The sequence below is a fragment of the Accumulibacter sp. genome, assembly GCF_016789985.1.
Classification (GTDB): Bacteria; Pseudomonadota; Gammaproteobacteria; order Burkholderiales; family Rhodocyclaceae; genus Accumulibacter.
In genome coordinates this window covers 1-21749 of sequence record NZ_JAEUOL010000089.1, presented here as the reverse complement: position 1 = coordinate 21749, position 21749 = coordinate 1, and the positions used below count along the sequence as shown (strand labels likewise).

Here is a 21749-nt window from a genome sequence, read left to right as displayed (position 1 = left end):
GACGGCCGCTCACTGCCGACCCTGCCGGGCCAGCAAGGCACGCGCCGCTTTCGACGCCGGTGCCCGACCAAGATGAGCCGAAATGAACCGGCCGGCGGCGAGCAGACCAGCGAGGTCCACCCCGCAATCAATTCCCAGCCCCTGCAACAGGAAGACAAGGTCCTCGCTCGCCACGTTGCCGCTGGCGCCGATTGCATAGGGGCAACCGCCAAGACCGGCGATCGAACTGTCGAACACCGCGACACCGAGTTCGAGTGAGGCGTAGATATTCGCGATGGCCATGCCGTAGGTGTCATGGTAGTGCCCGGCGAGATTCTCGACCGGCACCACGGCAGCGCACGCCTCGATCATTCGCTGAATGGATGCCGGCGTACCGGCGCCGATCGTGTCACCGAGCGAGATCTCGTAGCAGCCCATGTCCAGCAAGCGCTGTGCCACCCAGGCGGCTTTCTCGGGAGCAACGGCGCCCTCGTAGGGACAGGCGACGACGCAGGAAACATAAGCGCGCACCGGGATCTCGAGCGCACCTGCGGCATTGACCACCGCGGCAAAGCGCTTGAGACTTTCGGCGACACTGCAGTTGATGTTCTTCTGCGAGAAGGTTTCCGAGGCCGCACCGAAGATCGCCACTTCCTGCGCACCGGCTTCGACCGCCGCGTCGAAGCCCTTGAGGTTGGGCGTCAGCACCGGATACGACACACCGGCCCGACGGCGCGGACTGGCCAGTAGCGCCGCCAGCACCTCGGCATTGTCGGCCATCTGCGGCACCCATTTCGGCGACACGAACGAGGTCGCCTCAATGACCGACAGCCCGGCATCGGCAAGGCGCTCGATCAATTCGATCTTGATCGCCGCCGGGACGATCTGCTGCTCGTTCTGCAAACCATCACGCGGTCCGACCTCGACCACTTTCACCCGGTTCGGCAGGGCCATCTCATTTCTCCGTTGCGAAGTCGACCAGTTCGGCACCGTCGGCCACCTGATCGCCGACCGCGTAGCGGAAGGCCTGCACCCGACCATTCTTCGGCGCGGTGATCGTGTGCTCCATCTTCATCGCCTCGAGAATGAGCAGTGGTGCGCCCTTCTCCACCTGCTGACCAAGCGCCGCCAGCAAGGCAATCACCTTGCCCGGCATCGGCGCCGTCAACCCTCCACCCTGCGCGCCGCCGGCCTCGACCAAGTGTAGCGGGTCATCGCGCAGAATGACGTAATTGCTGCCGTCGAGGAAGACATGGCGCTTCTGTTCCTGCTTTTCGGTGAGGGCAATCACGCTCGCCACCAGACGACGATCGTCGAGTTCGACCGCCAGCTGGCCGGCGAACTGGCCGCTGTCGAGCACCCGGCCACGCGCCAGAACCGACTCGCCGTCCAGCGTCAGCCGCCAGCCATCGGCCTCGTAGGCGATGAAAACCTCATGCAGGGTATCGCCGCTGCGATAGGTCAGCGTCCGCCGCGGCTGCAGATTCAGCCGCCAGCCGTCGTGCAGGCTCCAGGGTGACCAGGGGTCGCCCGAACGGCTGGCTTTGGCAAGCGCCGTCGCATGCTCGCGCAGCAGCCCGGCCACCGCCGCGACGAAGAAGACACTGTTCGGCGGCTGGCTGCGCAACGGAAACAGAAAATCACGGCTGCGCTCGATCAGCCCGGTGTCGAGATCGGCATTGGCGAAAGCCGGACAGGCGACCAGACGGGAAAGGAAATCGACGTTGGTACTGACGCCGACGATGCGGTAGTCGGCCAGGGCCTGCCGCATGCGTGCCAACGCCGCGTGGCGATCGACATCCCAGACGATCAGCTTGGCAATCATCGGGTCGTAATATGGAGTGATCTCGTCACCCTGTTCGATTCCGGTGTCGACCCGAACGTTGAGACTCTCGACCGGTCGCGCCAGATGCAGCAGCCGACCGGTCGACGGCAGGAATTCCTGCTCGGGGTTCTCGGCATAGATCCGTGCCTCGAGCGCGTGGCCGCGGATGTCGAGCTGGTCCTGACGCAAGGGCAAAGGCTCGCCGCTGGCGATGCGCAACTGCCACTCGACCAGATCCTGGCCGCTGATCATTTCGGTCACCGGATGTTCAACCTGCAGGCGCGTGTTCATTTCCATGAAATAGAAGCCGCCATCCTGGGTGAAGCGATCGCTGGCAATGAACTCGACCGTGCCGGCCCCAACGTAGCCCACGGCCCGCGCCGCATCGACCGCCGCCTGCCCCATCGCGGCCCGCCGCTCCGCCGTCATGCCGGGTGCCGGTGCCTCCTCGAGCACCTTCTGGTGGCGACGTTGCACCGAGCAGTCGCGCTCGAAGAGATGCACACAATTGCCGTGCGTGTCGGCAAAAACCTGGATCTCGATGTGGCGCGACCGGTTCAGATACTTCTCGATCAGCACCACTCCGGAGCCAAACGACGAACTCGCCTCGCGCTGGCAGGAGGCCAGTGCAGCAGCGAAATCCTCGCTTCGCTCGACCAGGCGCATGCCCTTGCCACCACCGCCAGCCGTCGCCTTGATCAACACCGGATAACCGATCGCGTCGGCCTGACGTAGCAGGAAAACAGGGTCCTGCTGTTCACCGTGGTAGCCCGGCGTCAGCGGGACGCCAGCGGCACCCATCAGCGTCTTGGCGGCAGACTTCGATCCCATGGCGCGGATCGCTGCGGCAGGTGGCCCGATGAAGGCGATTCCGGCGGCAGCACAGGCATCGGCAAACTGGTCATTCTCGGAGAGAAAGCCGTAGCCGGGATGGATTGCTTCGGCACCACTGCGGCATGCCGCATCGAGAATCCGCTCACCAACCAGATAGGACTCGCGCGCCGCCGCTGGACCGATGCACACCGCCTCGTCGGCCTGGCGCACGTGCCGTGCGTTGGCGTCGGCTTCGGAATAGACGGCGACGGTACGCACACCCATGCGGCGAGCCGTGCGGATCACCCGGCAGGCGATCTCGCCGCGGTTGGCAATCAGAATCTTGCTAAACATTCAGCCACCTTTCAGTCGGCAAGCCAGTTCGGCGGCCGCTTCTCGAGAAAAGCCGCCAGACCTTCGCGGCCCTCCTCGCTGGCCCGCACCCGCGTGATGCGCTGTGCGGTCTCTTCGATCGTCTCGGCATCGATCGGCTGCCCGGCGACCACCCGGATCAGCGCCTTGCACTCGGCCTGCGCCTGCGGGCCATTGGCCAGCAGGGTGTCGACCAGCTCGGCAATCGCGTCGTCGAGTTGCTCCTCGCCCGGTACGAGTTCGTGCAGCAAGCCGATACGGTAGGCCTCGGCAGCCGAGAAGCGCTCGGCCGTCAGCATGTAGCGCCGGCAATAGCGTTCACCGATCGCCGCCAGAACATACGGGCTGATCACCGCCGGCACGATGCCCAGCTTGACTTCGCTCAGCGCAAACAGCGCATCGTAAGTGCCGATGGCAATGTCGCAAGCCGCAATCAGACCGACACCGCCACCATAGGCCGGCCCCTGCACGCGCGCAATGGTGGGTTTCGGAAGTTCGTTCAAGGTCGACAGCAACTCGGCGAGCCCGATCGCGTCGCGCAGATTCTCCTCCGGCGTATAGGCTGCGGCGCGCTTCATCCAGTTCAGATCGGCGCCGGCACAGAAGCTCTTGCCGGTAGACGACAGGACGACGATGCGCACCTGCGGGGCGGATGCGAGTTCGCGCAAACCGGCGGTGATCTCGGCGATCAATTCCTCGTCGAAGGCGTTGTGGCGCTGCGCCCGGTTCAACGTCAGGATGCCGACGCCGCCGTCGACCTCGGTGATGATTGATCGATAGTCGCTCATCATTGGCCTTTACATGCGGAAGATGCCGAATCTGGTCGGCTCGGTGTCGGCATTGAGTGCCGCCGACAGGCCCAGACCGACCACCCGGCGGGTGTCGACGGGGTCGATCACGCCATCGTCCCAGAGACGGGCGCTGGCGTAGTAGGGATGGCCCTGCACCTCGTACTGCTCGCGGATCGGCGCCTTGAACGCCTCTTCGTCCGCCACGCTCCACGTTTTGCCAACCGCTTCGAGACCGTCGCGCCGCACCGTGGCCAGGACGTTCGCCGCCTGTTCGCCGCCCATCACCGAAATGCGGGCGTTTGGCCACATCCAGAGGAAACGTGGCGAATAGGCACGACCGCACATGCCATAATTGCCAGCACCAAAGGAGCCGCCGATGACCACGGTGAACTTCGGCACCCTGGCGCAGGCGACGGCGGTCACCATCTTGGCACCATCGCGCGCGATGCCGCCGTTCTCGTACTTGCGGCCGACCATGAAACCGGTGATGTTCTGCAGGAAGAGCAGCGGAATGCCGCGCTGCGCACAGAGCTCGATGAAGTGCGCCGCTTTCAGCGAAGACTCCGAGAAGAGGATGCCATTGTTGGCGACGATGCCCAGCGGGTAGCCCCAGAGGCGCGCAAAACCGCAGACCAGGGTAACCCCGTAGCGCGCCTTGAACTCGTCGAAGTCCGAGCCATCGACGATGCGGGCGATGATCTCGCGCACGTCGAAGGGTTTCTTGGTATCGGTCGGAATCACCCCGTAGAGTTCCTCGGCCGGATGAAGCGGTGCACGCGGCTCGCCAAGGCTGAGTGGCGGACGTTTGCGCCAGTTCAGGTTGCCGACGATACGCCGGGCAATCGCCAGCGCGTGCGCGTCGTTCTCCGCGAAGTGATCAGCGACGCCCGAGATGCGGGTGTGCACATCGGCACCACCGAGGTCCTCGGCACTCACCACCTCACCGGTCGCCGCCTTGACCAGCGGCGGTCCGCCGAGAAAGATCGTTCCCTGTTCCTTGACGATGATCGACTCATCGGACATCGCCGGTACGTAAGCCCCGCCGGCCGTACATGAACCCAGCACGGCAGCGATCTGCGGAATGCCCGCTGCCGACAGATTGGCCTGATTGTAGAAGATGCGCCCGAAATGTTCCTTGTCCGGAAACACTTCGTCCTGCATCGGCAGGAAGGCGCCGCCTGAATCGACCAGATAGATGCACGGCAGATGGTTCTCGCCGGCGATCTCCTGCGCCCGCAAGTGCTTCTTGACGGTCAGCGGGTAGTAGGTGCCGCCCTTCACCGTGGCATCGTTGGCGACGATCATGCATTCGACGCCGTTCACTCGCCCGATGCCGGTAATCAGCGAGGCAGCCGGTACCTCGAAGGGGTGCGCCTCGCCGTACATGCCGTAGGCGGCGAGCTGTGAAAGTTCGAGAAAAGCCGAACCCGGGTCGATCAGCGCATTGACCCGTTCGCGCGGCAGCAGCTTGCCGCGTGCCAGGTGCTTCTGGCGGGCTGCTTCCGGCCCACCCAGAGCGATCCGGTCCACGGTCGCCCGCAGGTCGGCAACGACGCTGCGCATGGCCTCGACATTGGCCTTGAAGTCGGGGCTGCGCGTATTGAGACGAGTCTGCAAAACGGACATCAGAAACCTCCGCTGGCCAGCCAGCGATCGATTTGTGGCAGGCGGTCGACCCCAAAAAACGGCTCGCCATCGACAATGATATAGGGCGAACCGAAGACACCCTTGGCAAGTGCCGTGTCGCATTCGATCTTCAAACGATCCTTGAGCTTGGCATCGGCCAGCGCTGTCATCAGCCCATCGCGGTCGACCCGATGACTGGCGGCAAGATCGAGCACCACTTCACACTCCGAGATGTTCCGCCCTTCGACATAAAGCGCCCGAAAAACACTGTGCGCAAATGCGCGCGCCGTTGCCCGGTCACGGTCGTGCAGCCAGTAGTAGGCACGCGCGGCATGCTGCGTAGCCAGTGGAAATGTCGACGGATGCTGGTAGGCAACATCCAGGAAGCGCGCCGAACGCGAGAAATCACGGATAGAATACTCGCCCTTGAGTGGGACGAGCGTCAGCGGCGCAGCGCCGGTCTGCTTGAATACCACCCCCAAGAGGATCGGACGCCACCTGACCTCGCGACCGTGACGTGCCGCCAGATCGTCGATCTTTTCGGAGGCCAGATAGCCGTAGGGCGAGGAAAAATCAAAATAGAATTCGAGAGGTTCCGGCATGATTTCCTTCTTCTGCGGTGGATGGTTGTCTGCGATCCCAAACTCTGCGTCGCGTTCCTGCTCAGAAACACGATCATAGCGCTTGGCGGCACTGCGGGGTGCAGTCAGTTGCAAGTTGGCGCCGTCGCCTCGGCGACACCCGAACAAGCCGCACATTCTGCCAAGGATGGTCTGCGCAGGCAGTTGGCCATCTCCACCGAGCACGAACAGCGATAACCGGCACGCTCGGCCCCCTCGGTTGGCGGGCCCAGCACCAAGGCCGGGCTCCTCCCCACCTTGTCCGCCTCTATACTTTGCTCATGCGCCACGCATCCTCTCCAGCGCGCTCATCCTGCCCCCGGTTCTTGCACCTGCTCGCTGCAGTCATGCTGCTCGCTCTGCTGTGCGCGGGGCACAAAGTGGCGGCGCTGGCAACAGAGAACCGGGTAACCGAGATCGAGGTGTTCGTCCGGGAAGGTTGCCCGCATTGCGCCGCCGCCGAGGCCTTCCTCGACGAACTGGCGCGGCAGCGGCCGGAGCTGCGCGTGCGCATCGTCGACGTGCGGCGCGACCCGGCGGCACTGGCTCGCCTCAACGAGCTGGCGCGCCAGTCCGGCATCGCCCAGCCAGGGGTGCCGACGATGCGCATCGGCAACGAGCTGGTCGTCGGCTTCGATACGGCGGCGACCAGCGGTGCGCAGATTCGCTCGCTGCTCGATCGCCAGACGCCGACTGCTGCAACGCATGCGACAGCAGCCTGCGGCGTGATTGACGAGACGACGTGTCTGGCACCGCCAGCGGATTCGATCAACATTCCTTTCTTCGACCGGACGGTGAGCGTCGATGAGCTTGGCCTGCCACTGTTCACCATCGTCATCGGTCTGCTCGACGGGCTCAACCCATGCTCGATGTGGGTACTGATCCTGATGATCTCGATGCTCGCGACGCTCGGTGATCGGCGCCGCATGCTGGCGATCGCCGGCACCTTCGTGGCAATCGAGGGAATCGCCTATTTCGCCTTCATGGCTGCCTGGCTCAATCTGTTCCTGCTGATCGGAATGTCGCGCCTTTCCGAGATTGCCATCGGCCTGCTGGCGATCATCGCCGGTACGCTCAACCTGAAGGATTTCGCAGCCTTCGGGCGCTGGCCGACACTGTCCATCCCGCACGCGGCCAGGCCAGGCATTTACGCGCGGCTGCGCACCATCCTACGCGCCGGGCGTCTCTGGCCGGCGATGACCGGAACGGCAGTGCTGGCCCTGCTCGTTCAACTGGTTGAACTGCTATGCACCTCGGGTTTCCCGGCCCTGTACACGCGCTTGCTGACGCTGCGCCCGCTGGACACCGCGAGCCATTATGGCTACCTGCTGTTGTACAACCTGATGTACATGCTCGACGACATCGTCGTTCTCGCAATCGGCGTCGCCACGCTGAGCCAGCGCCGCCTGCAGGAGAAGGAGGGGCGATTCCTTAAGCTGCTGGCAGGACTGGTGATGCTCGGCCTCGGCATTTATCTGCTTGTCGGCTGAAATGAGATTCCCTCGGTTTTTCGCCTTCCAGAGGACGGAGTTCATGCTAGCTGTTTTTCCTTCTGCTGTTCGAGGAGCCACTCACCGCCAATCGCCGTCAGTCACCGATTTTCTGGCCAGGCGCCGTCGCGCATGCTATTTTGTGCTTTCCAACGGATTCGAGAGCCCGACGCGTGAAGCTGCTACGCCTGCTGGTACTGACTTTCCTGAACACGGCACTGGCTGCCTGCGCAACCAACGGGCAGCAGACGACAAGCTCGGCGGACGCCCAGAAGTCCGGGGGCAGGAGCGCCGGCAAGAAACAACTGGACTTTCGTCTGACCAGCGGCTTATATCGCTGCGAACACGGCCAGAGCGTCGAGGTGGAACGCCGTTCGACCAATGACCGGCTGATCGAGCTACGCTGGCAAGGCAGGCAGCACACCTTGCAACGCCAGGCTTCCAGCTCGGGCCTGCCGCGCTACGAGGACCGGCAGAGTGGCCTGCTCTGGATCGATCTGCCGTGGAAGAGTGTCCTGATGGACGCCAACACCGGCCGGCCACTGGCCAACGAATGCAAGGCGGCGCAGGACAAAACGGCAAATAGTTGAGCCCGGCAGGCGCTCGCGCGGGGGCACCTCGACCCCGGTGGCGCCAAGCCGCCGAACAGCGCGTAAAAATGCCCCGTGCCGCCCTACCAGGGGGCGCTGCCAAACGCACTGGCGAAGGTCCCGGCAATTTCACTACGCGTCGGACGATGGTTCTGGCCACCACGATGGGCGATCTTGATCGCGCCCATGACGGCTGCCAGGCGGCCCGTTTTCTCCCAGTCCCAGCCGGCGGCGATGCCATAGAGCAGACCCGCGCGGTAAGCGTCACCGCAACCGGTCGGGTCGACGACAGCCGCTGCCTCGACACAAGGAATCTCGAGACAATCGCCGCTGGCGTGGATGTGCGAGCCGGCGCCGCCACGCGTCACCACCAGCGCCTCAACTTCGGTGGCGACTTCCTCGAGTGATCGACCGGTCCGGTCACAGAGCAACTTCGCTTCGTAATCGTTGAAACAGGCATAGCTGGCCAGGCGCATGAAGTTCATCAGGTCATCCCCCGAGAACATCGGCAGACCCTGGCCCGGATCGAAGACAAAAGGCACGCCGGCTGCCGCGAGGTCATGCGCGTGCTGCAACATGCCGTCACGCCCATCGGGGGCGACGATCGCCAGCGTGGCACCGCGCACATCGGCCACCCGGTTGAGGTGCGAGTAGGTCATTGCCCCGGGATGGAAGGCGGTGATCTGGTTGTCGTCAAGATCGGTGGTGATGAAAGCCTGCGCGGTGAAGCTATCGGCAACCCGACGCACGTGGGTACGGGCCAGCCCCTGCTCGTCGAGCCGCCCCAAGTAGGGATCGGCGTCATCGCCAACGGTGGCCATGATCAACGGATCACCACCGAGCAGCCTGAGGTTGTAGGCGATATTGCCTGCGCAACCGCCGAACTCCCGCCGCATCTCGGGGACCAGAAAAGCGACATTCAGGATGTGAATCTGCTCGGGCAGTATGTGGTTCTTGAAGCGGTCATGGAAGACCATGATGTTGTCGAACGCAATTGAGCCGCAGATGAGTATGGACATGGGATTTCCGATGTTTCAGAGGATATTGTTGGGAAAAGGAAGAGTGGCAGCGTGGACCGTCGCACGCCGGCCGCCACGACGCACGATCAGGTCACGGGTAAAAGACGTAAAGCCGGTAACCGGCTGCGTTGATCTGCACTGCTTCCAGCCAGAGTCTGATCTCGACTTCGGCATTGGCCGCGAAGGACTTCGCCTCGAGAGCAGCCGGTGACAGGTATTCTTCGGGGAACAGGACACGACGCGCCACGGCCTTGTCCCGGGTATCGGTAAGCGTCAGCTCAAGCGCCGGGTAGGCCTGCGCATAGCTGGCCCGGTTGCGCAAGTTGGCCTGCAGGACGAGCAGCTTGCTGCGCCCCGGGTCGGTCTGCAGATCCGAACTCTCGATGCTCACCAGCTCCGCCCGGCGCGGCAGCGGCATTTCGCTGCCCAGGGCGTTGCTCAACGCCTCAAGCGCGGGTCGTAGCGCCGGCGCGCTGATTGCCAGGGTACTGCGCAGATGAAATACCAACTGAGCGGCAAGGAGCAGCAGCAGGAGTATGGCGGCAACCAGAAAGGTCCGCTGCACACTCCGGTCGGCAGACATGGGTGGTGCGCCCAGCCATTGGCCTTGATCCGCATCAACGTTCGTTTCGGCAACCGGCAGAGCGCTGCCGCCGGCCTGAGCCTGGTCCGGGGTGTTCTTTGCCGGGCCTGCCGCCACCGGGTCCGGCTCGGCGACCGGCGGCGGCAAATGGCAAACCATGGCTTCCTCGGGCCCGGTCAGCGGCACGGCTTTCACCGTCTCTGCTTGGCCGGCGGGTCGTTCCTCTGCCTCGCGTTCCGGCGTCGCCGGCTCGGCGGCCGGAACCGACAGTGGGCTGAGCGGCGTAACCACGGTATCTTCGTCCACCAGGTTGTCGATGGCATTGAAAACGGCGCGGCACTGACCGCAGCGCACCTTGCCTGCACGCACCCGCAACTGTTCCGAAGAGACGCGGAAAATCGTCTGGCAGCTCGGACAGCAGGTCTTCATGGCTCAGGAGGCCTTGCCGCCCGCCAGGCACACCCAGCCGTCGCAGCTGTCAGCCAGGGCGAGCGGCAGATAGGGCGCGTAGGCGGCGATCAGTTCGTCTACCTGCTCGACGAGGATTCCGGAGAGGGCAAGGCGTCCGCCAGGACGCAGATGGGCGCAGATCGCCGCTGCCAGAACCTGCAGCGGGTTGGCAAGGATGTTGGCCACCACGAGGTCGAACTGGCCACTCAGCTCACGCGCCGCGTCCTGAAAGCGGGCATCGACGCCGTTGGCTTCAGCATTGTTGATCGCCGCACCGACCGCCTGCGGGTCGATGTCCACCCCCACCACCTGCGTCGCACCGAGCCGCGCGGCAGCGATTGCCAGGATGCCTGAACCGCAGCCATAATCGAGGACCGACATCCCGGGGAGGACGCAGCGCTCCAGCCATTCCAGGCAGAGGCGGGTGGTTGGATGCGAGCCGGTCCCGAAGGCCAGTCCGGGGTCGAGCACCAGGACGATCGCCCTGGGGTCGGGCGCCGCATGCCAGGAAGGAACGATCCACAGGCGCTCGGAGACGCGAATCGGCTCAAACTGCGACTGGGTCAGTCGCACCCAGTCCTGCTCGGCCACCTCTTCCTGGGAAAATGCCGGCAGTTGTTCGAGGCCGGCCAGCACGGCGCACTGCCCGAGCAACTGTCGAACATCGGTATCCGCCTTGAGCAGCGCAACGACCAGCGAACGCTCCCAGCCCGGCCGGCTGATCGAGCCCGGCTCGCCGAACTGGGGTTGCTCGTCCACCGTTCCTGCGTCGGCATCCTCGATGCTGACCGCCAGAGCGCCCGCGTCGAGCAGCGCGTCGGCCAGCCGCTCGGCATGCTGGCAGTCGGTCCGGACCTTTAGGGATAGCCAGGCCATCGCTCGTCGGCGACGGTCAGCCGCCCTTCTTGACCTCGCCCTTGGCCGCCAGCCATTGCTCGAGGTAGTGAATACTGGTACCACCCTCCATGAAACGGGAGTCCTGCATGAGTTCCTGATGCAGGGCGATGTTGGTCTTGATGCCGTCGATGCTCATTTCGGACAGCGCGGTACGCATGCGACGAATCGCCTGGTCACGGCTGTCGCCATAAGCGATCACCTTGGCCACCATCGAGTCGTAGTGCGACGGAATCGTATAGCCCTGATAGATGTGCGAGTCGACGCGAATCCCCGGCCCGCCCGGTGGATGATAGAAGCTGACCTTGCCGGGTGACGGCACGAAATTGAAGGGATCTTCCGCGTTGATTCGGCACTCGATGGCATGGCCGCGAAAAGACAGGTCGCGCTGCCGGAAACGCAGCTTCTCGCCGGCAGCAATCCGGATTTGCTCGGCCACCAGGTCCACGCCACAGATCAGCTCGGTCACCGGATGTTCGACCTGGATGCGGGTGTTCATTTCGATGAAATAGAACTCGTTGTTCTCGAAAAGGAACTCGAAGGTTCCGGCACCGCGGTAGTTGATCCGGCGGCAGGCTTCGGCACATCGTTCGCCGATGCGCACGATATGCCGGGTGGGGATGCCGGGAGCCGGCGCCTCCTCGATGATCTTCTGGTGACGACGCTGCATCGAGCAGTCACGCTCACCCAGATAGACGGCATTCCGGAAGCTGTCGGCCAGCACCTGAATCTCGACGTGACGTGGGTTTTCGAGATACTTCTCCATGTACACATTGGGATTGCCGAAGAAGTTCTGTGCCTCGGTGCGCGTCATGTTGACCGCATTGATCAATGCTGCTTCGGTATGAACGACCCGCATGCCGCGGCCACCGCCGCCACCGGCAGCCTTGATGATCACCGGATAGCCGACGGTCTTGGCAATCAGCACGACTTCCCTCGGATCCTCGGGAAGCGCCCCCTCGGACCCGGGAACACAGGGAACCCCGGTGATCCGCATGGCTTCCTTGGCAGACACCTTGTCGCCCATCAGGCGAATGGTTTCGGGGCGCGGACCAATGAAGACGAAGCCGGATGATTCCACACGCTCGGCAAAATCGGCGTTCTCCGACAGAAAGCCGTAACCCGGGTGAATCGCCTGGGCATCGGTAACCTCTGCCGCCGAAATGATGGCTGGAACGTTGAGGTAGCTCTGGGTCGACGGTGCCGGGCCAATGCAGACCGATTCGTCGGCCAGCCTGACGTACTTGGCCTCGCGATCCGCTTCCGAATGCACGACCACCGTCTTGATGCCCAGTTCGCGGCAGGCACGCTGGATGCGCAGCGCTATTTCTCCGCGATTGGCAATGAGGACTTTCCCGAACATGGTGGAGGTTTCTCCTAGCCGATGATGAACAGCGGTTCACCAAACTCGACCGGCTGACCATTGTCGATCAGGATCGCCTTCACCGTACCCGCTCGTTCGGTTTCGATCTCGTTGAGCAACTTCATGGCTTCGATGATGCATAGCGTATCGCCGGCCTTGACGAGGCTGCCGACCTCGACATAGGGTTCGGCGCCCGGGCTCGGCGCACGGTAGAAGGTTCCGACCATCGGCGCCTTGACGGGGTCGCCTTCCGGCAGTTCCGGCTCGGCTGCCGCGGCCACTGCCACCGACGCCGGCACCGCCGACGCTGCGGCGACGGGCGACATGGGATAATGCTGCGCGACCATTCCCCCATGTTTGACGATGCGGACCTTTTCCTCGGCATCATTGATCTCGAGTTCGGTGATGCTCGATTCCTCGACCAGGTCGATCAGTTTTTTCAGTTTCCGCAAGTCCATGGGTTTCCTTCCGATGATTGTGCTTGTAGGGTGCAAACTCGGGCCACGCCACGGCGGGTGGCCACAGATGAGATGAGCCGCGGCCTCACTCCGCCGCAATCCTGCTGAGCAGGTATTCGAGCGCCAGCAGGTAGCCCTCACTGCCGAGGCCTGTGATGACACCGACCGCCAGATCCGAAAAGTACGACTGGTGGCGAAACGACTCACGTGCGTGCACATTCGAGAGGTGGACTTCGACAAAGGGAATGTTTGTCCCGGCGAGAGCATCGCGCAGCGCGATGCTGGTGTGCGTATAGGCGGCGGGATTGATGATCAGATAGCGGACACCTTGCTGCTGGGCGGCATGCACCCGTTCGATCAGCGCCCCCTCATGGTTGCTTTGGAAAGCTTCGAGCTGCACGCCGACGGCCTCGGCTCGGTGAGCAAGCGCCAGATTGATCTCGGCCAGCGTGGTAGACCCGTAGTGACCTGGTTCACGAGTACCGAGGAGATTGAGATTGGGGCCGTGCAGCACGAGCAGGCGGGGTGCTTCCGGCACTTGGTCGGCGGCCGCCGAAGTGTCTTTTTGCTTCTTCATGGCCGCAAGTTTGCCGTAAATGGCAGCATTTTGTCCAGCATTACGTCTTCAGCGCGCAAGCGATTGCTGCACCGCAAGATCGATCTCGCTCTCGGACAGGGGGCCCAGACGAACCAGGTGCAGGGTTGCTTGCGGACTGATCAGCAGAGTAAAGGGCAGGCTGAGGCTGGTGTTGCCGAGTTGCCGCGCCAGATCGACCCCCGCCGCTCCACCCATCAGGAAAGGATAGCTGACCGGATAGGCCGCGGCAAAGGCACGCACGTTGTCTGCACTGTCCAGGGCGATGCCGACGAATTGCACTCCCTGGGCAGCGTAGCGCTGCTGCAGGCGGGAAAAGGCAGGGATTTCTTCACGGCAGGGTGGGCACCAAGTCGCCCAGAAGTTGACCACCACCGTCTTGTCTTGCCAGCGGGCAAACTGTTGCGGTTTGCCCTCCAGGTCATCAAAACTGCTGGCAAACAACCGGCCAAGCGCCTCCCTCCCGGCCTCCTGCGAAAGCTGAACGGTGATGCCGGAGCGCTGCCTGCCGGCATGGATACCAGCAAGCAGGGCCATGGCCGCCACCAGGAAAGCGATCAGGAGGCGGCGACCGCGCATCATGCGATCAGCGCAAGGCGGCTGCCAGGAGCCGGTGCACCGTCTCCAGACGCGCTCGTTCGCGCGCCTTGCCGTCACGCGTACGTAAGCTGACGCGCTCCTCGTCAGGTGGGTAAATGACCAGATTGGCCACGGCATCATCACCGACGATCGTCAGGACCGCCTCGGCGCGCTCGGTGCGCGGAACGCTGTGGCGGTATTCGATCCGCTCGCTGAGGAGAAAGAGTTCGACCTCCTTGGCACTGTTGGGAAAGAGCTGAAGATCGATTTCGGAGTAACGGCCCGCCGTACCCTCGAGCACCGGGCCGGTGAGATAGGGCCTGAAACGCGCCATTGTCGCCATCAGCCGGGCCGCGATGCGCAAGAGATGCACATTCCTGACCTGCTGCTCCTCATCCTGGAACAGGCGCTGGTAGATGCGCAGCTCCGCTTCGACCGCGCCATCCTCGGGCATTGTGGCGTTCTCGGGCAGACCCAGACTACGCACGGCCTTGCGCTTGGCCAGGGCGGCATCGCTGATGCCATCCTGGGCCATCAGACGCGCGGCGAAAGCGGCAACGCGGCTGCGCTGTCGCGAACTGCGCCGTCGGTCCTGGTGGCTGCTCATTGAAGATTCCCAAGTTATCCTGGCAAAGGGTGACGACTGTTCGGAGCACGGAAAACCCGCGTCGGGGGTACAATCGTTTCTCCTCGGCCTGATTTTAACTTGGATTGCGGACATGCACATTCACATCCTCGGTATCTGCGGCACCTTCATGGCGGGTGTCGCGCAACTGGCGCGTGCCGCCGGGCATCGGGTAACGGGCTGTGACAGCGGAGTGTACCCGCCGATGAGTCAGCAACTCGCGGCGGCCGAAATCGAGGTCATCGAGGGCTACGACGCTGCGCAGACGGCCTTCGAACCCGATCGTTACGTGGTCGGCAATGCCATTTCGCGCGGCAACCCACTGCTCGAAGAAATCCTCGATCGCCATCTGCCTTACCTCTCCGGTCCGCAATGGCTGGCCGAAAACCTGCTGCAGGACCGCTGGGTTCTGGCGGTGGCGGGAACACATGGCAAGACAACAACCGCCGCCATGCTGGCCTGGATGCTTGAAGACGCGGGCCTCAGCCCAGGTTTTCTGGTCGGCGGAGTGCCGTTGAATTTCGGAGTCTCTGCCCGCTTGCCGGGCGAGATCAAGGACTCGCCATTCTTCGTCATCGAGGCCGACGAATACGATACCGCTTTCTCCGACAAGCGCTCGAAGTTCGTCCACTATCGCCCGCGAACGACCATCCTGAACAATCTTGAGTTCGATCACGCCGACATCTTTGTCGATCTGGCAGCGATCGAAACGCAGTTCCACCATTTGGTGCGCACCTTGCCGCGTAACGGCCTGATTCTCTCGAATGCCGCGCAGGACAGTCTCGAACGTGTTCTCGCAAGAGGCTGCTGGACACCGGTCGAGCATTTCAACGATGTCGGCGGCTGGCACGCGGAGGGGAATGATGGCGACGGCTCCCTGCGTTTGCTGCAAGGGAACGAGTTGTTCGGCTGCACGACCTGGAACCTGACCGGTGCGCACAACCGAAGCAACGCCGTTGCCGCCCTGCTCGCCGCCAGACACGCGGGAGTGCCATTGTCCCGCGGGCTGGAAGCGCTGGCACGTTTCCGCAATGTCAAGCGACGCATGGAACTGCGCGGAAGCGAGGGTGGCGTGGCGGTATACGACGATTTTGCCCATCACCCGACGGCCATCGTGACCACTCTCGCCGGTTTGCGCGGCAAGATCGGCGCCGGCCGCATTCTTGCGGTCATCGAACCGCGATCAAACACGATGAGGCTCGGCGCAATGAAGAACCTGCTGCCCGCCAGTCTGGACGGAGCCGATCGGGTCTTCTGCTATACCGCCGGTCTTGGCTGGAGTGCTGCCGAAACGCTTGCTCCACTGGGTGAAAAAGTCAGCCTGGAAGACGATCTCGGCCGCTTGGTGGCGCAGATCGCCGATATCTCTCGCGCCGGCGATCAGGTGCTGGTAATGAGCAACGGCAGCTTCGATGGTATTCACGAAAAGCTGCTGGCCGCACTGGCTGCGAAAGGTTCAACGCAGGAAATGGTCAGCCAGCAGAGCAGCGAATAGCAGCGTCAGGTAGACGATGGAATAGCGAAAGGTCAGTCTGGCCAGCTTGTCGCTATAGTCGCGCCAGAGAGTGACGCTGTACACCAGAAATATGGCATCGAGCAGTAGCGCCGCAGCGAGATACCAGGGGCCGCTCATGCCCAGCGTATAGGGCATGACGGTCACGGCGGTCAGCATCACCACATACAGCAGGCTGTGCAGGCAGGTTAGCCGTATCCCGTGCGTCACCGGCAACATCGGCAAGCCAGAGCGCGCATAATCGGCGCAGCGGTAGCAGGCCAGCGCCCAGAAGTGTGGCGGAGTCCAGATGAAGATGATCAGGAACAGTACCAGAGCCTCGGGACCGACCTCACCGGTCATCGCCGCCCAGCCGAGCAGCGGCGGCATGGCTCCGGAAGCCCCGCCGATGACGATGTTCATCGGCGTCGCGGGCTTCAGAAAAACCGTGTAGATCACCGCGTAGCCAAGAAAGGTGGCCAGGGTCAGCCACATGGTCAATGGATTGACGAACGCATGCAGTACGCCGAGGCCGAAGCCGCCGACCAGAGTCGCCAGGGTCAATGTTTCGGCAGTCGAGACTTCGCCGCGCGCCGTTGGCCGCGCACGCGTGCGCGCCATCAGCGCGTCGATCTGTTGTTCGATCAGGCAGTTGATCGCGGCAGCCGCCCCAGCCACCAGTGCAATGCCGATCGACGCTGCGAGAAACAGGCCAAACGGCGGAAAGGACGGGCTCGCCAGAAACATGCCGATCATCGCAGTAAACACGATCAGGCTGTTCACCCGAGGCTTGCACAGCTCGAAGAAAGCGGCCAGACGCTGACCGAACGAGCGGCGGGAACTGGTGCTGGTGAGGCTCATCGATTTTCCTCCACTATCCCACCCATGAGTACTTCAGCAAGCGCTCCAGATCTCTGAGCATGCCCTGCATCTCGGGCTTTTCCGGGTAACGCATCATGACATTGCCCAAGGGGTCAATGATGTAGAAACGATGGCTGGAGCCGTCGAGAAGTACCCGCCATGCGTTCCCCGGTTCACCGACTTCGGGAGCGGCAATCAGCAGATCCGGATAGCTTTTCTGCATCTCGGGCAGTGCCGGATCGGCGCGCAGCGCCGCGACACTGGCGCCCAGCAACACGCGCCGCAGGCGCACCATCTCCTTGTTCAAGGCGACCTGAACCTGCCTGATCTGCCGCAGGTCGTCCTGGCAAACGGCACTACAGGGCGAGTTGCTGACCATCACCAGCGTCCACTTGCGGCGCAGATCGGCAGTCGGCAACGGATTGCCGTCGACCAGGGTCAGCCCGCTGTCCGGCAGCGGTCGCGGCGGTTCGAGCAGTTGCCCATGATTGGCCAGTGTGGCCGGACGCCATTCAAACCAATAGAGACCAAAGGCAACGGCAAACGGTAGTGCGAGCAGCGCCGTCACCAGCAGCATCGTTCGCTGCCCGGGTGTCAGCATGGCGATGCTCATCGCGTCCAACTCACGACTGGCGACGCAGGTTTACGGCCAGCCAGATGATGATGGTGGCAACCGCAAAGCCCCACCACTGGAAGGCATAACCGATATGGCGTTCGATCTTCTCGTCCGGACGCGGCCACTCACGGGCAAAACCACCCGCCAGACTGGTAGGTGCAAGCTCGATGACCATCGGTTGCAACGGGAAGTTGATCAGTTTCTGGTAGCGGACCAGATCAAGATTCTGCCAGACCACCTGCCACCCGGAGGAGTCCACGCTCGGGGAATCGGGGCCCAGGGCGAGATAACGGGTTCCCGGCACCACGGCCATCCCGGTAACCTCATGCACCCCGGTGGGCGTCTCCACCTGTGGCCAATGACTGTGGTCGGCGAGCGCAGGAACCCAGCCACGATTGACCAGCACACGCATCTCGCTGCCCTCGAGCCGCAAGGGAGTCAGGACATGGTAACCAGCCCGCTCACGGTGAATGCGGTTGTCGACCAGGATCTGAAATGCGGGCTCGTACGTACCTCGCGCCACCACCTGGCGATAACGCAACGATTCCGGATCGGCAGGCGAGCTTGGAACCTGTACCGCCGGCTCGGCATTGCGTTCATCCCGCAGTGCCTGCCTGCTTTCCTTGACGTTCGCCTTGTTCCATTGCCATTGCCCGAAGGAAATGAACAAGGGGACGAGAAGCAGGACCAGCAGAGTGGACCAGCAGCGGGGCCGAAAGCGCAACGGCGGTCGGGGTTGCTGTGCTGCTGTTGCCTCGGTCCCGGCGCAGCGAGCATAATCCGGATTCCTTTCCGCGGAGTCCGCCATGTTCAAGCTCATCGTCATTCTCTTGCTGTTCGGTGTGGTAGGGAGCCTCTTCTCCGGGCTCTTCTTTCTTTACCGCGACCGCGGCACCGGGGTCCGCACCGCCCAGGCACTGACACTGCGTATCGGTCTGTCGATCCTGATCTTTGCCTTGCTCCTGATCGGCTTCCGGCTGGGCTGGATACCCGGCTACAACCAGTAAACCAGGATGAAGAGACCAAGCCATACGACATCAACAAAGTGCCAGTACCACGCGACACCTTCGAAGGCAAAGTGTCTTTCGGCCGAGAAGTGGCCTTTCAGGCAGCGGCCATAGACCACCATCAGCATGACTGCTCCGAGCGTCACATGGAAACCATGGAAGCCGGTGAGCATGAAGAAGGTCGCGCCATACACTCCCGCACCGAGCGTGAGTCCCATTTCGGTGTAAGCATGGTGGTACTCGTAGGCCTGAAAACCCAGGAAGGTCACACCGAGGATGATGGTCAGCAGCAACCCGAGGTTGAGCTGACTGCGGTTGTTCTTCAGTAATCCCCAGTGCGCCCAGGTCAGGGTGGCACCAGAGGTCAACAGGATTGCCGTGTTCAGTGCCGGAATACCCCACGCACCCATTGGCGTAAAGGATGGCCCTTTGGGACCGGCCGACGGCCAGGCGGCGGTGAAATCCTTCCACAGTGTGAAAGCGGGATCCATGCCGGCCAGCGCAGGGACCGAAACATTACGCACGTAGAACAAGGCACCAAAGAAGGCCGCAAAGAAGGCAACCTCCGAGGCAATGAACCAGATCATGCCGTAGCGGAACGACTTGTCCTCCCACTGGCTGTATGAGCCTCTCTGGTTCTCGCCGATCACCTTGCCGAACCAGTTGTAAACCACGAACACGATCACTGCGGCAGCAGCCAGCATGATCCATCCGCCTGCCGCGAAAGCGTTCATCTTCAGGATGAAACCCAAGGCCAGCAGGAACATGCCGGCTGAGAGTATGAACGGGTAGGGGCTCGGCTGCGGAACAAAATAGTGCTGTGAATGCGGTGAGGTATAGGTGGTCATTCGTCACTCTCTTTCTTGAGAAGCTGTTTTCTGGCCATCGACATTGAAGAATGCGTAGGACAGGGTCACGGTACGGATCTGTTCGCCGATCTCGGGCTTGACGATGAAGGTGAGGGGCAGTTCCTTCGTCTCGCCCGGCGCCAGCGTCTGCTGTGAAAAACAGAAGCAGTCCAGCTTTTCGAAGTGCTGCGCCGCCTGCCCTGGTGACACGCTGGGTACGGCCTGGCCAACGATGCTGCGATCGGAACTGTTGTGCACCAGAAAGCGGACTTGGTGCAACTCACCCGGATGGAGATCTAGGGTGGGCGTCAGCGGGCGCATTTCCCAGGGCAGCCCGGGCATCACCGTGCCGGTAAATTCGACCGTGACGATGCGTCCGAGATCGATGCGTGATGGCGCTGCCGCGGGGCCGGCGATCCCGCCGACGCCCAGCTTGCCCTGGTTTGTCTTGCCATTGAAACCGGTAGCCGCGCATAGCACGTCGTAGAGCGGCACCAAAGCAAAGCCGAAGGCAAAGGCGGCAGCAACCAGCAACAGCAGCTTGAACACCAGACTGCGGTTGCTGCGCAGGGCAACCGGTGGCTGGCTGCCAATCAGACCTGTTCCCATCGTCTCACGGTCGATAAAAAATGAAACCAAGGAGATAGATCGCCAACGCCGCCAGACCCAAAACCCAGGCCAGGCGCCGGCTTACTGCGCGACGGCGGTCGAGTTCCTCGGGCGTGAAGCCTTCCGGCAAATCCACCGCACTCTTGCTTTCTTCGCTCGCTGCGATCACTTGATCACCGGCTGGACTTCCCAGGAATGATGTGGTGGCGGTGAAGAAAGCGCCCATTCAAGACCTTCGGCGCCATCCCAAACCTTGTCGGTAACCCTGGTGCCGCCCTTGACGCACTTCCAGACGTTATAAGCAAAGATCAGCTGCGAGAAACCAAGAATGAAGGCGCCAACCGTCGAAATCGCGTTGAACTCGACAAATTGCAGGGCATAGTCCGGGATACGGCGCGGCATGCCGGCCAAGCCCAGGAAAAACTGCGGCATGAAAGTGAGGTTGAACGAGATCACGGTCAGCCAGAAGTGCCACTTGCCCAGGGTTTCGCTGAACATGTGGCCGGTCCATTTCGGCAGCCAATAGTAGACACCGGTCATCACGCCCATGATGCCACCCGCGAACAAGGCGTAGTGGAAGTGCGCGACGACGAAGTAGCTGTGGTGATACTGGGCGTCGGCGGCGACGTCAGCCAGAATCAGGCCAGTCAGGCCGGCAATGCCGAACAGAACGATGAAGCCCTGCGCAAAGAGCATCGGTGTTTCGAAGCTCATGGCACCGCGCCACATGGTGGCCACCCAGCAGAAAAAGAGGACGGCCAACGGCAGTGAAATGAACATTGTGCTGTACATGAAATAGAGCAGGGCCGGTACCGGCATTCCGGCGGTGAAGAAGTGATGCGCCCAGACGATCACCGAGAGCACGCCGATGGCGATGAAGGAGTACACCTGCGCCTTGTAGCCGTAGATCGGCTTGCGCGAGAAGGTCCCGAGAACGTGCGGAATGAGCCCCCAGATCGGCAGCAACAGAATGTAGACCTCCGGGTGACCGAAGAACCAGAACAGATGCTGGAAGAGGATCGGGTCGCCACCACCGGCGGCATTGAAGAAGTTGGTACCGAAATGGCGATCGGTGAGCAGCATGGTCACGGCGCCCGCCAGCACCGGAATTGTGGCGATCAACAGGAATGCGGTAATCAGCCAACCCCAGGCAAACAGCGGCAGCTTCATCATGGTCATGCCGGGCGCGCGCAGATTGAAGATCGTGACAATGATGTTGATCGAGCCCAGAATCGACGACACGCCGAGAATGTGAATCGAAAAGATGGCGAAGTCCACGCCCATTCCACCCTGCACGGAGAGCGGTGCGTAGAGGGTCCAGCCGGTATTAACCGCGCCATCGCCGATACCGAACATCGCCAGGATGAAGGGCAGTGTCAGCAATGTCGCGGCCGGCGGCAACAGCCAGAAGCCCCAGTTGTTGATGCGCGGCAGAGCCATGTCGGGCGCCCCGATCATCAGCGGAATCTGCCAGTTGGCAAAACCCGTCGCGGCCGGCATCAGGGCGGCGAAAATCATCACCAGCGCATGGACACCGATCAGTTGGTTGAAATACTCCGGCTGCATCAGCTGCAGACCTGGCTGAAACAGCTCGGCACGCACGGCAAGGATCATCGCGCCGCCAACGAAGAACATGATCAGCGC

24 protein-coding genes are annotated in these 21749 nt (G+C 62.6%); 4 read left to right on the top strand and 20 right to left on the bottom strand.

The genetic code is table 11. The features are described 5' to 3' along the window. Positions 1-9: 9 nt before the first annotated feature. Genes JNK99_RS05430 through JNK99_RS05410 form a run of 5 tightly spaced genes read right to left on the bottom strand, consistent with a single transcriptional unit; the run spans position 10 to position 6008 of the window. Complete coding sequence (locus JNK99_RS05430; RefSeq protein ID WP_291849758.1) at positions 10-933, bottom strand: hydroxymethylglutaryl-CoA lyase; 924 nt, start codon at positions 931-933, stop codon at positions 10-12. 1 nt (position 934) lies between these two features. Continuing rightward, complete coding sequence (locus tag JNK99_RS05425; protein WP_291849755.1) at positions 935-2971, bottom strand: acetyl/propionyl/methylcrotonyl-CoA carboxylase subunit alpha; 2037 nt, start codon at positions 2969-2971, stop codon at positions 935-937. An 11-nt stretch (positions 2972-2982) separates the two neighbouring features. Further along, positions 2983-3777, bottom strand: a complete 795-nt coding sequence (locus tag JNK99_RS05420) for an enoyl-CoA hydratase/isomerase family protein (protein ID WP_291849786.1) — start codon at positions 3775-3777, stop codon at positions 2983-2985. Positions 3778-3786: 9 nt separating this feature from the next. Continuing rightward, positions 3787-5406 (bottom strand): carboxyl transferase domain-containing protein, encoded by a 1620-nt coding sequence (locus JNK99_RS05415; protein ID WP_291849752.1) that lies wholly within the window; start codon positions 5404-5406, stop codon positions 3787-3789. After that, complete coding sequence (locus JNK99_RS05410) at positions 5406-6008, bottom strand: 2-hydroxychromene-2-carboxylate isomerase (protein ID WP_291849749.1); 603 nt, start codon at positions 6006-6008, stop codon at positions 5406-5408. Before JNK99_RS05410 ends, JNK99_RS05415 begins: the two co-directional genes overlap by 1 nt. Before the next feature lie 365 nt (positions 6009-6373). Between JNK99_RS05410 and JNK99_RS05405 the strand changes: the two genes are divergently transcribed. Together JNK99_RS05405 and JNK99_RS05400 are read left to right on the top strand one after the other, a co-directional pair. After that, a complete protein-coding gene (locus JNK99_RS05405; protein WP_291849746.1) occupies positions 6374-7516 on the top strand; it encodes a glutaredoxin family protein in 1143 nt (380 codons plus the stop codon). Positions 7517-7689: 173 nt separating this feature from the next. Beyond that, positions 7690-8106 carry an MliC family protein gene (locus JNK99_RS05400; protein WP_291849743.1) on the top strand — a complete coding sequence of 139 codons (417 nt, stop codon included), beginning with the start codon at positions 7690-7692 and terminating at the stop codon, positions 8104-8106. Between the two features lie 83 nt (positions 8107-8189). Here JNK99_RS05400 and JNK99_RS05395 read toward each other — a convergent pair whose 3' ends face one another. From JNK99_RS05395 to JNK99_RS05360, 8 genes are all read right to left on the bottom strand, one after another. Next, positions 8190-9125, bottom strand: coding sequence for a carbohydrate kinase family protein (locus JNK99_RS05395; RefSeq protein ID WP_291849740.1), 936 nt, complete (start codon positions 9123-9125; stop codon positions 8190-8192). A gap of 91 nt (positions 9126-9216) precedes the next feature. After that, positions 9217-10137: a DUF3426 domain-containing protein gene (locus tag JNK99_RS05390; RefSeq protein WP_291849737.1), complete on the bottom strand. Its 921-nt coding sequence runs from the start codon at positions 10135-10137 to the stop codon at positions 9217-9219. A 3-nt stretch (positions 10138-10140) separates the two neighbouring features. Next, positions 10141-11034, bottom strand: a complete 894-nt coding sequence (prmA, locus tag JNK99_RS05385; RefSeq protein ID WP_291849734.1) for a 50S ribosomal protein L11 methyltransferase — start codon at positions 11032-11034, stop codon at positions 10141-10143. 16 nt (positions 11035-11050) lie between these two features. Next, complete coding sequence (accC, locus tag JNK99_RS05380; RefSeq protein ID WP_291849731.1) at positions 11051-12415, bottom strand: acetyl-CoA carboxylase biotin carboxylase subunit; 1365 nt, start codon at positions 12413-12415, stop codon at positions 11051-11053. A gap of 14 nt (positions 12416-12429) precedes the next feature. Beyond that, positions 12430-12873, bottom strand: coding sequence for an acetyl-CoA carboxylase biotin carboxyl carrier protein (gene accB, locus JNK99_RS05375; protein ID WP_291849728.1), 444 nt, complete (start codon positions 12871-12873; stop codon positions 12430-12432). A gap of 85 nt (positions 12874-12958) precedes the next feature. Beyond that, positions 12959-13450, bottom strand: coding sequence for a type II 3-dehydroquinate dehydratase (aroQ, locus tag JNK99_RS05370; RefSeq protein WP_291849725.1), 492 nt, complete (start codon positions 13448-13450; stop codon positions 12959-12961). A gap of 48 nt (positions 13451-13498) precedes the next feature. Next, the gene (locus JNK99_RS05365) at positions 13499-14050 is read right to left on the bottom strand and encodes a TlpA disulfide reductase family protein (RefSeq protein ID WP_291849722.1); all 552 of its coding nucleotides are present in this window, start codon (positions 14048-14050) and stop codon (positions 13499-13501) included. 4 nt (positions 14051-14054) lie between these two features. Beyond that, entirely contained in the window at positions 14055-14654 is a 600-nt protein-coding gene (locus JNK99_RS05360; RefSeq protein WP_291849718.1) for a hypothetical protein, read from the bottom strand. A 112-nt stretch (positions 14655-14766) separates the two neighbouring features. On the opposite strand from JNK99_RS05360, the gene mpl reads away from it, so the two are divergent. Continuing rightward, entirely contained in the window at positions 14767-16167 is a 1401-nt protein-coding gene (mpl, locus tag JNK99_RS05355; RefSeq protein ID WP_291849715.1) for a UDP-N-acetylmuramate:L-alanyl-gamma-D-glutamyl-meso-diaminopimelate ligase, read from the top strand. Here the strand turns inward: mpl and cyoE are convergent. The 3 genes from cyoE to JNK99_RS05340 are packed head-to-tail and all read right to left on the bottom strand — an operon-like array spanning position 16129 to position 18449. Beyond that, positions 16129-17025 carry a heme o synthase gene (gene cyoE, locus JNK99_RS05350; protein WP_291849712.1) on the bottom strand — a complete coding sequence of 299 codons (897 nt, stop codon included), beginning with the start codon at positions 17023-17025 and terminating at the stop codon, positions 16129-16131. The genes mpl and cyoE overlap by 39 nt on opposite strands. 13 nt (positions 17026-17038) lie before the next feature. Next, positions 17039-17638 (bottom strand): hypothetical protein, encoded by a 600-nt coding sequence (locus tag JNK99_RS05345; RefSeq protein ID WP_291849709.1) that lies wholly within the window; start codon positions 17636-17638, stop codon positions 17039-17041. Between the two features lie 10 nt (positions 17639-17648). Continuing rightward, on the bottom strand, positions 17649-18449 hold the full coding sequence (locus JNK99_RS05340) for an SURF1 family protein (protein WP_291849706.1): 801 nt from the start codon (positions 18447-18449) through the stop codon (positions 17649-17651). Here JNK99_RS05340 and JNK99_RS05335 point away from each other — a divergent pair. Further along, positions 18448-18648, top strand: coding sequence for a twin transmembrane helix small protein (locus tag JNK99_RS05335; protein WP_291849703.1), 201 nt, complete (start codon positions 18448-18450; stop codon positions 18646-18648). The genes JNK99_RS05340 and JNK99_RS05335 overlap by 2 nt on opposite strands. Here the strand turns inward: JNK99_RS05335 and JNK99_RS05330 are convergent. The 4 genes from JNK99_RS05330 to JNK99_RS05315 form a co-directional block, all read right to left on the bottom strand. Further along, positions 18636-19496, bottom strand: coding sequence for a cytochrome c oxidase subunit 3 (locus JNK99_RS05330; RefSeq protein ID WP_291849700.1), 861 nt, complete (start codon positions 19494-19496; stop codon positions 18636-18638). The two genes, JNK99_RS05335 and JNK99_RS05330, sit on opposite strands and share 13 nt — an antisense overlap. 3 nt (positions 19497-19499) lie before the next feature. Beyond that, positions 19500-20105 carry a cytochrome c oxidase assembly protein gene (locus JNK99_RS05325; protein ID WP_291849697.1) on the bottom strand — a complete coding sequence of 202 codons (606 nt, stop codon included), beginning with the start codon at positions 20103-20105 and terminating at the stop codon, positions 19500-19502. A 4-nt stretch (positions 20106-20109) separates the two neighbouring features. Continuing rightward, a complete protein-coding gene (locus tag JNK99_RS05320) occupies positions 20110-20274 on the bottom strand; it encodes a hypothetical protein (protein ID WP_291849695.1) in 165 nt (54 codons plus the stop codon). After that, positions 20271-21749, bottom strand: a 1479-nt coding sequence (locus JNK99_RS05315) for a cytochrome c oxidase subunit 1 (protein ID WP_291849692.1), incomplete at its 5' end; no start/stop codon positions are given. The genes JNK99_RS05320 and JNK99_RS05315, both read right to left, overlap by 4 nt.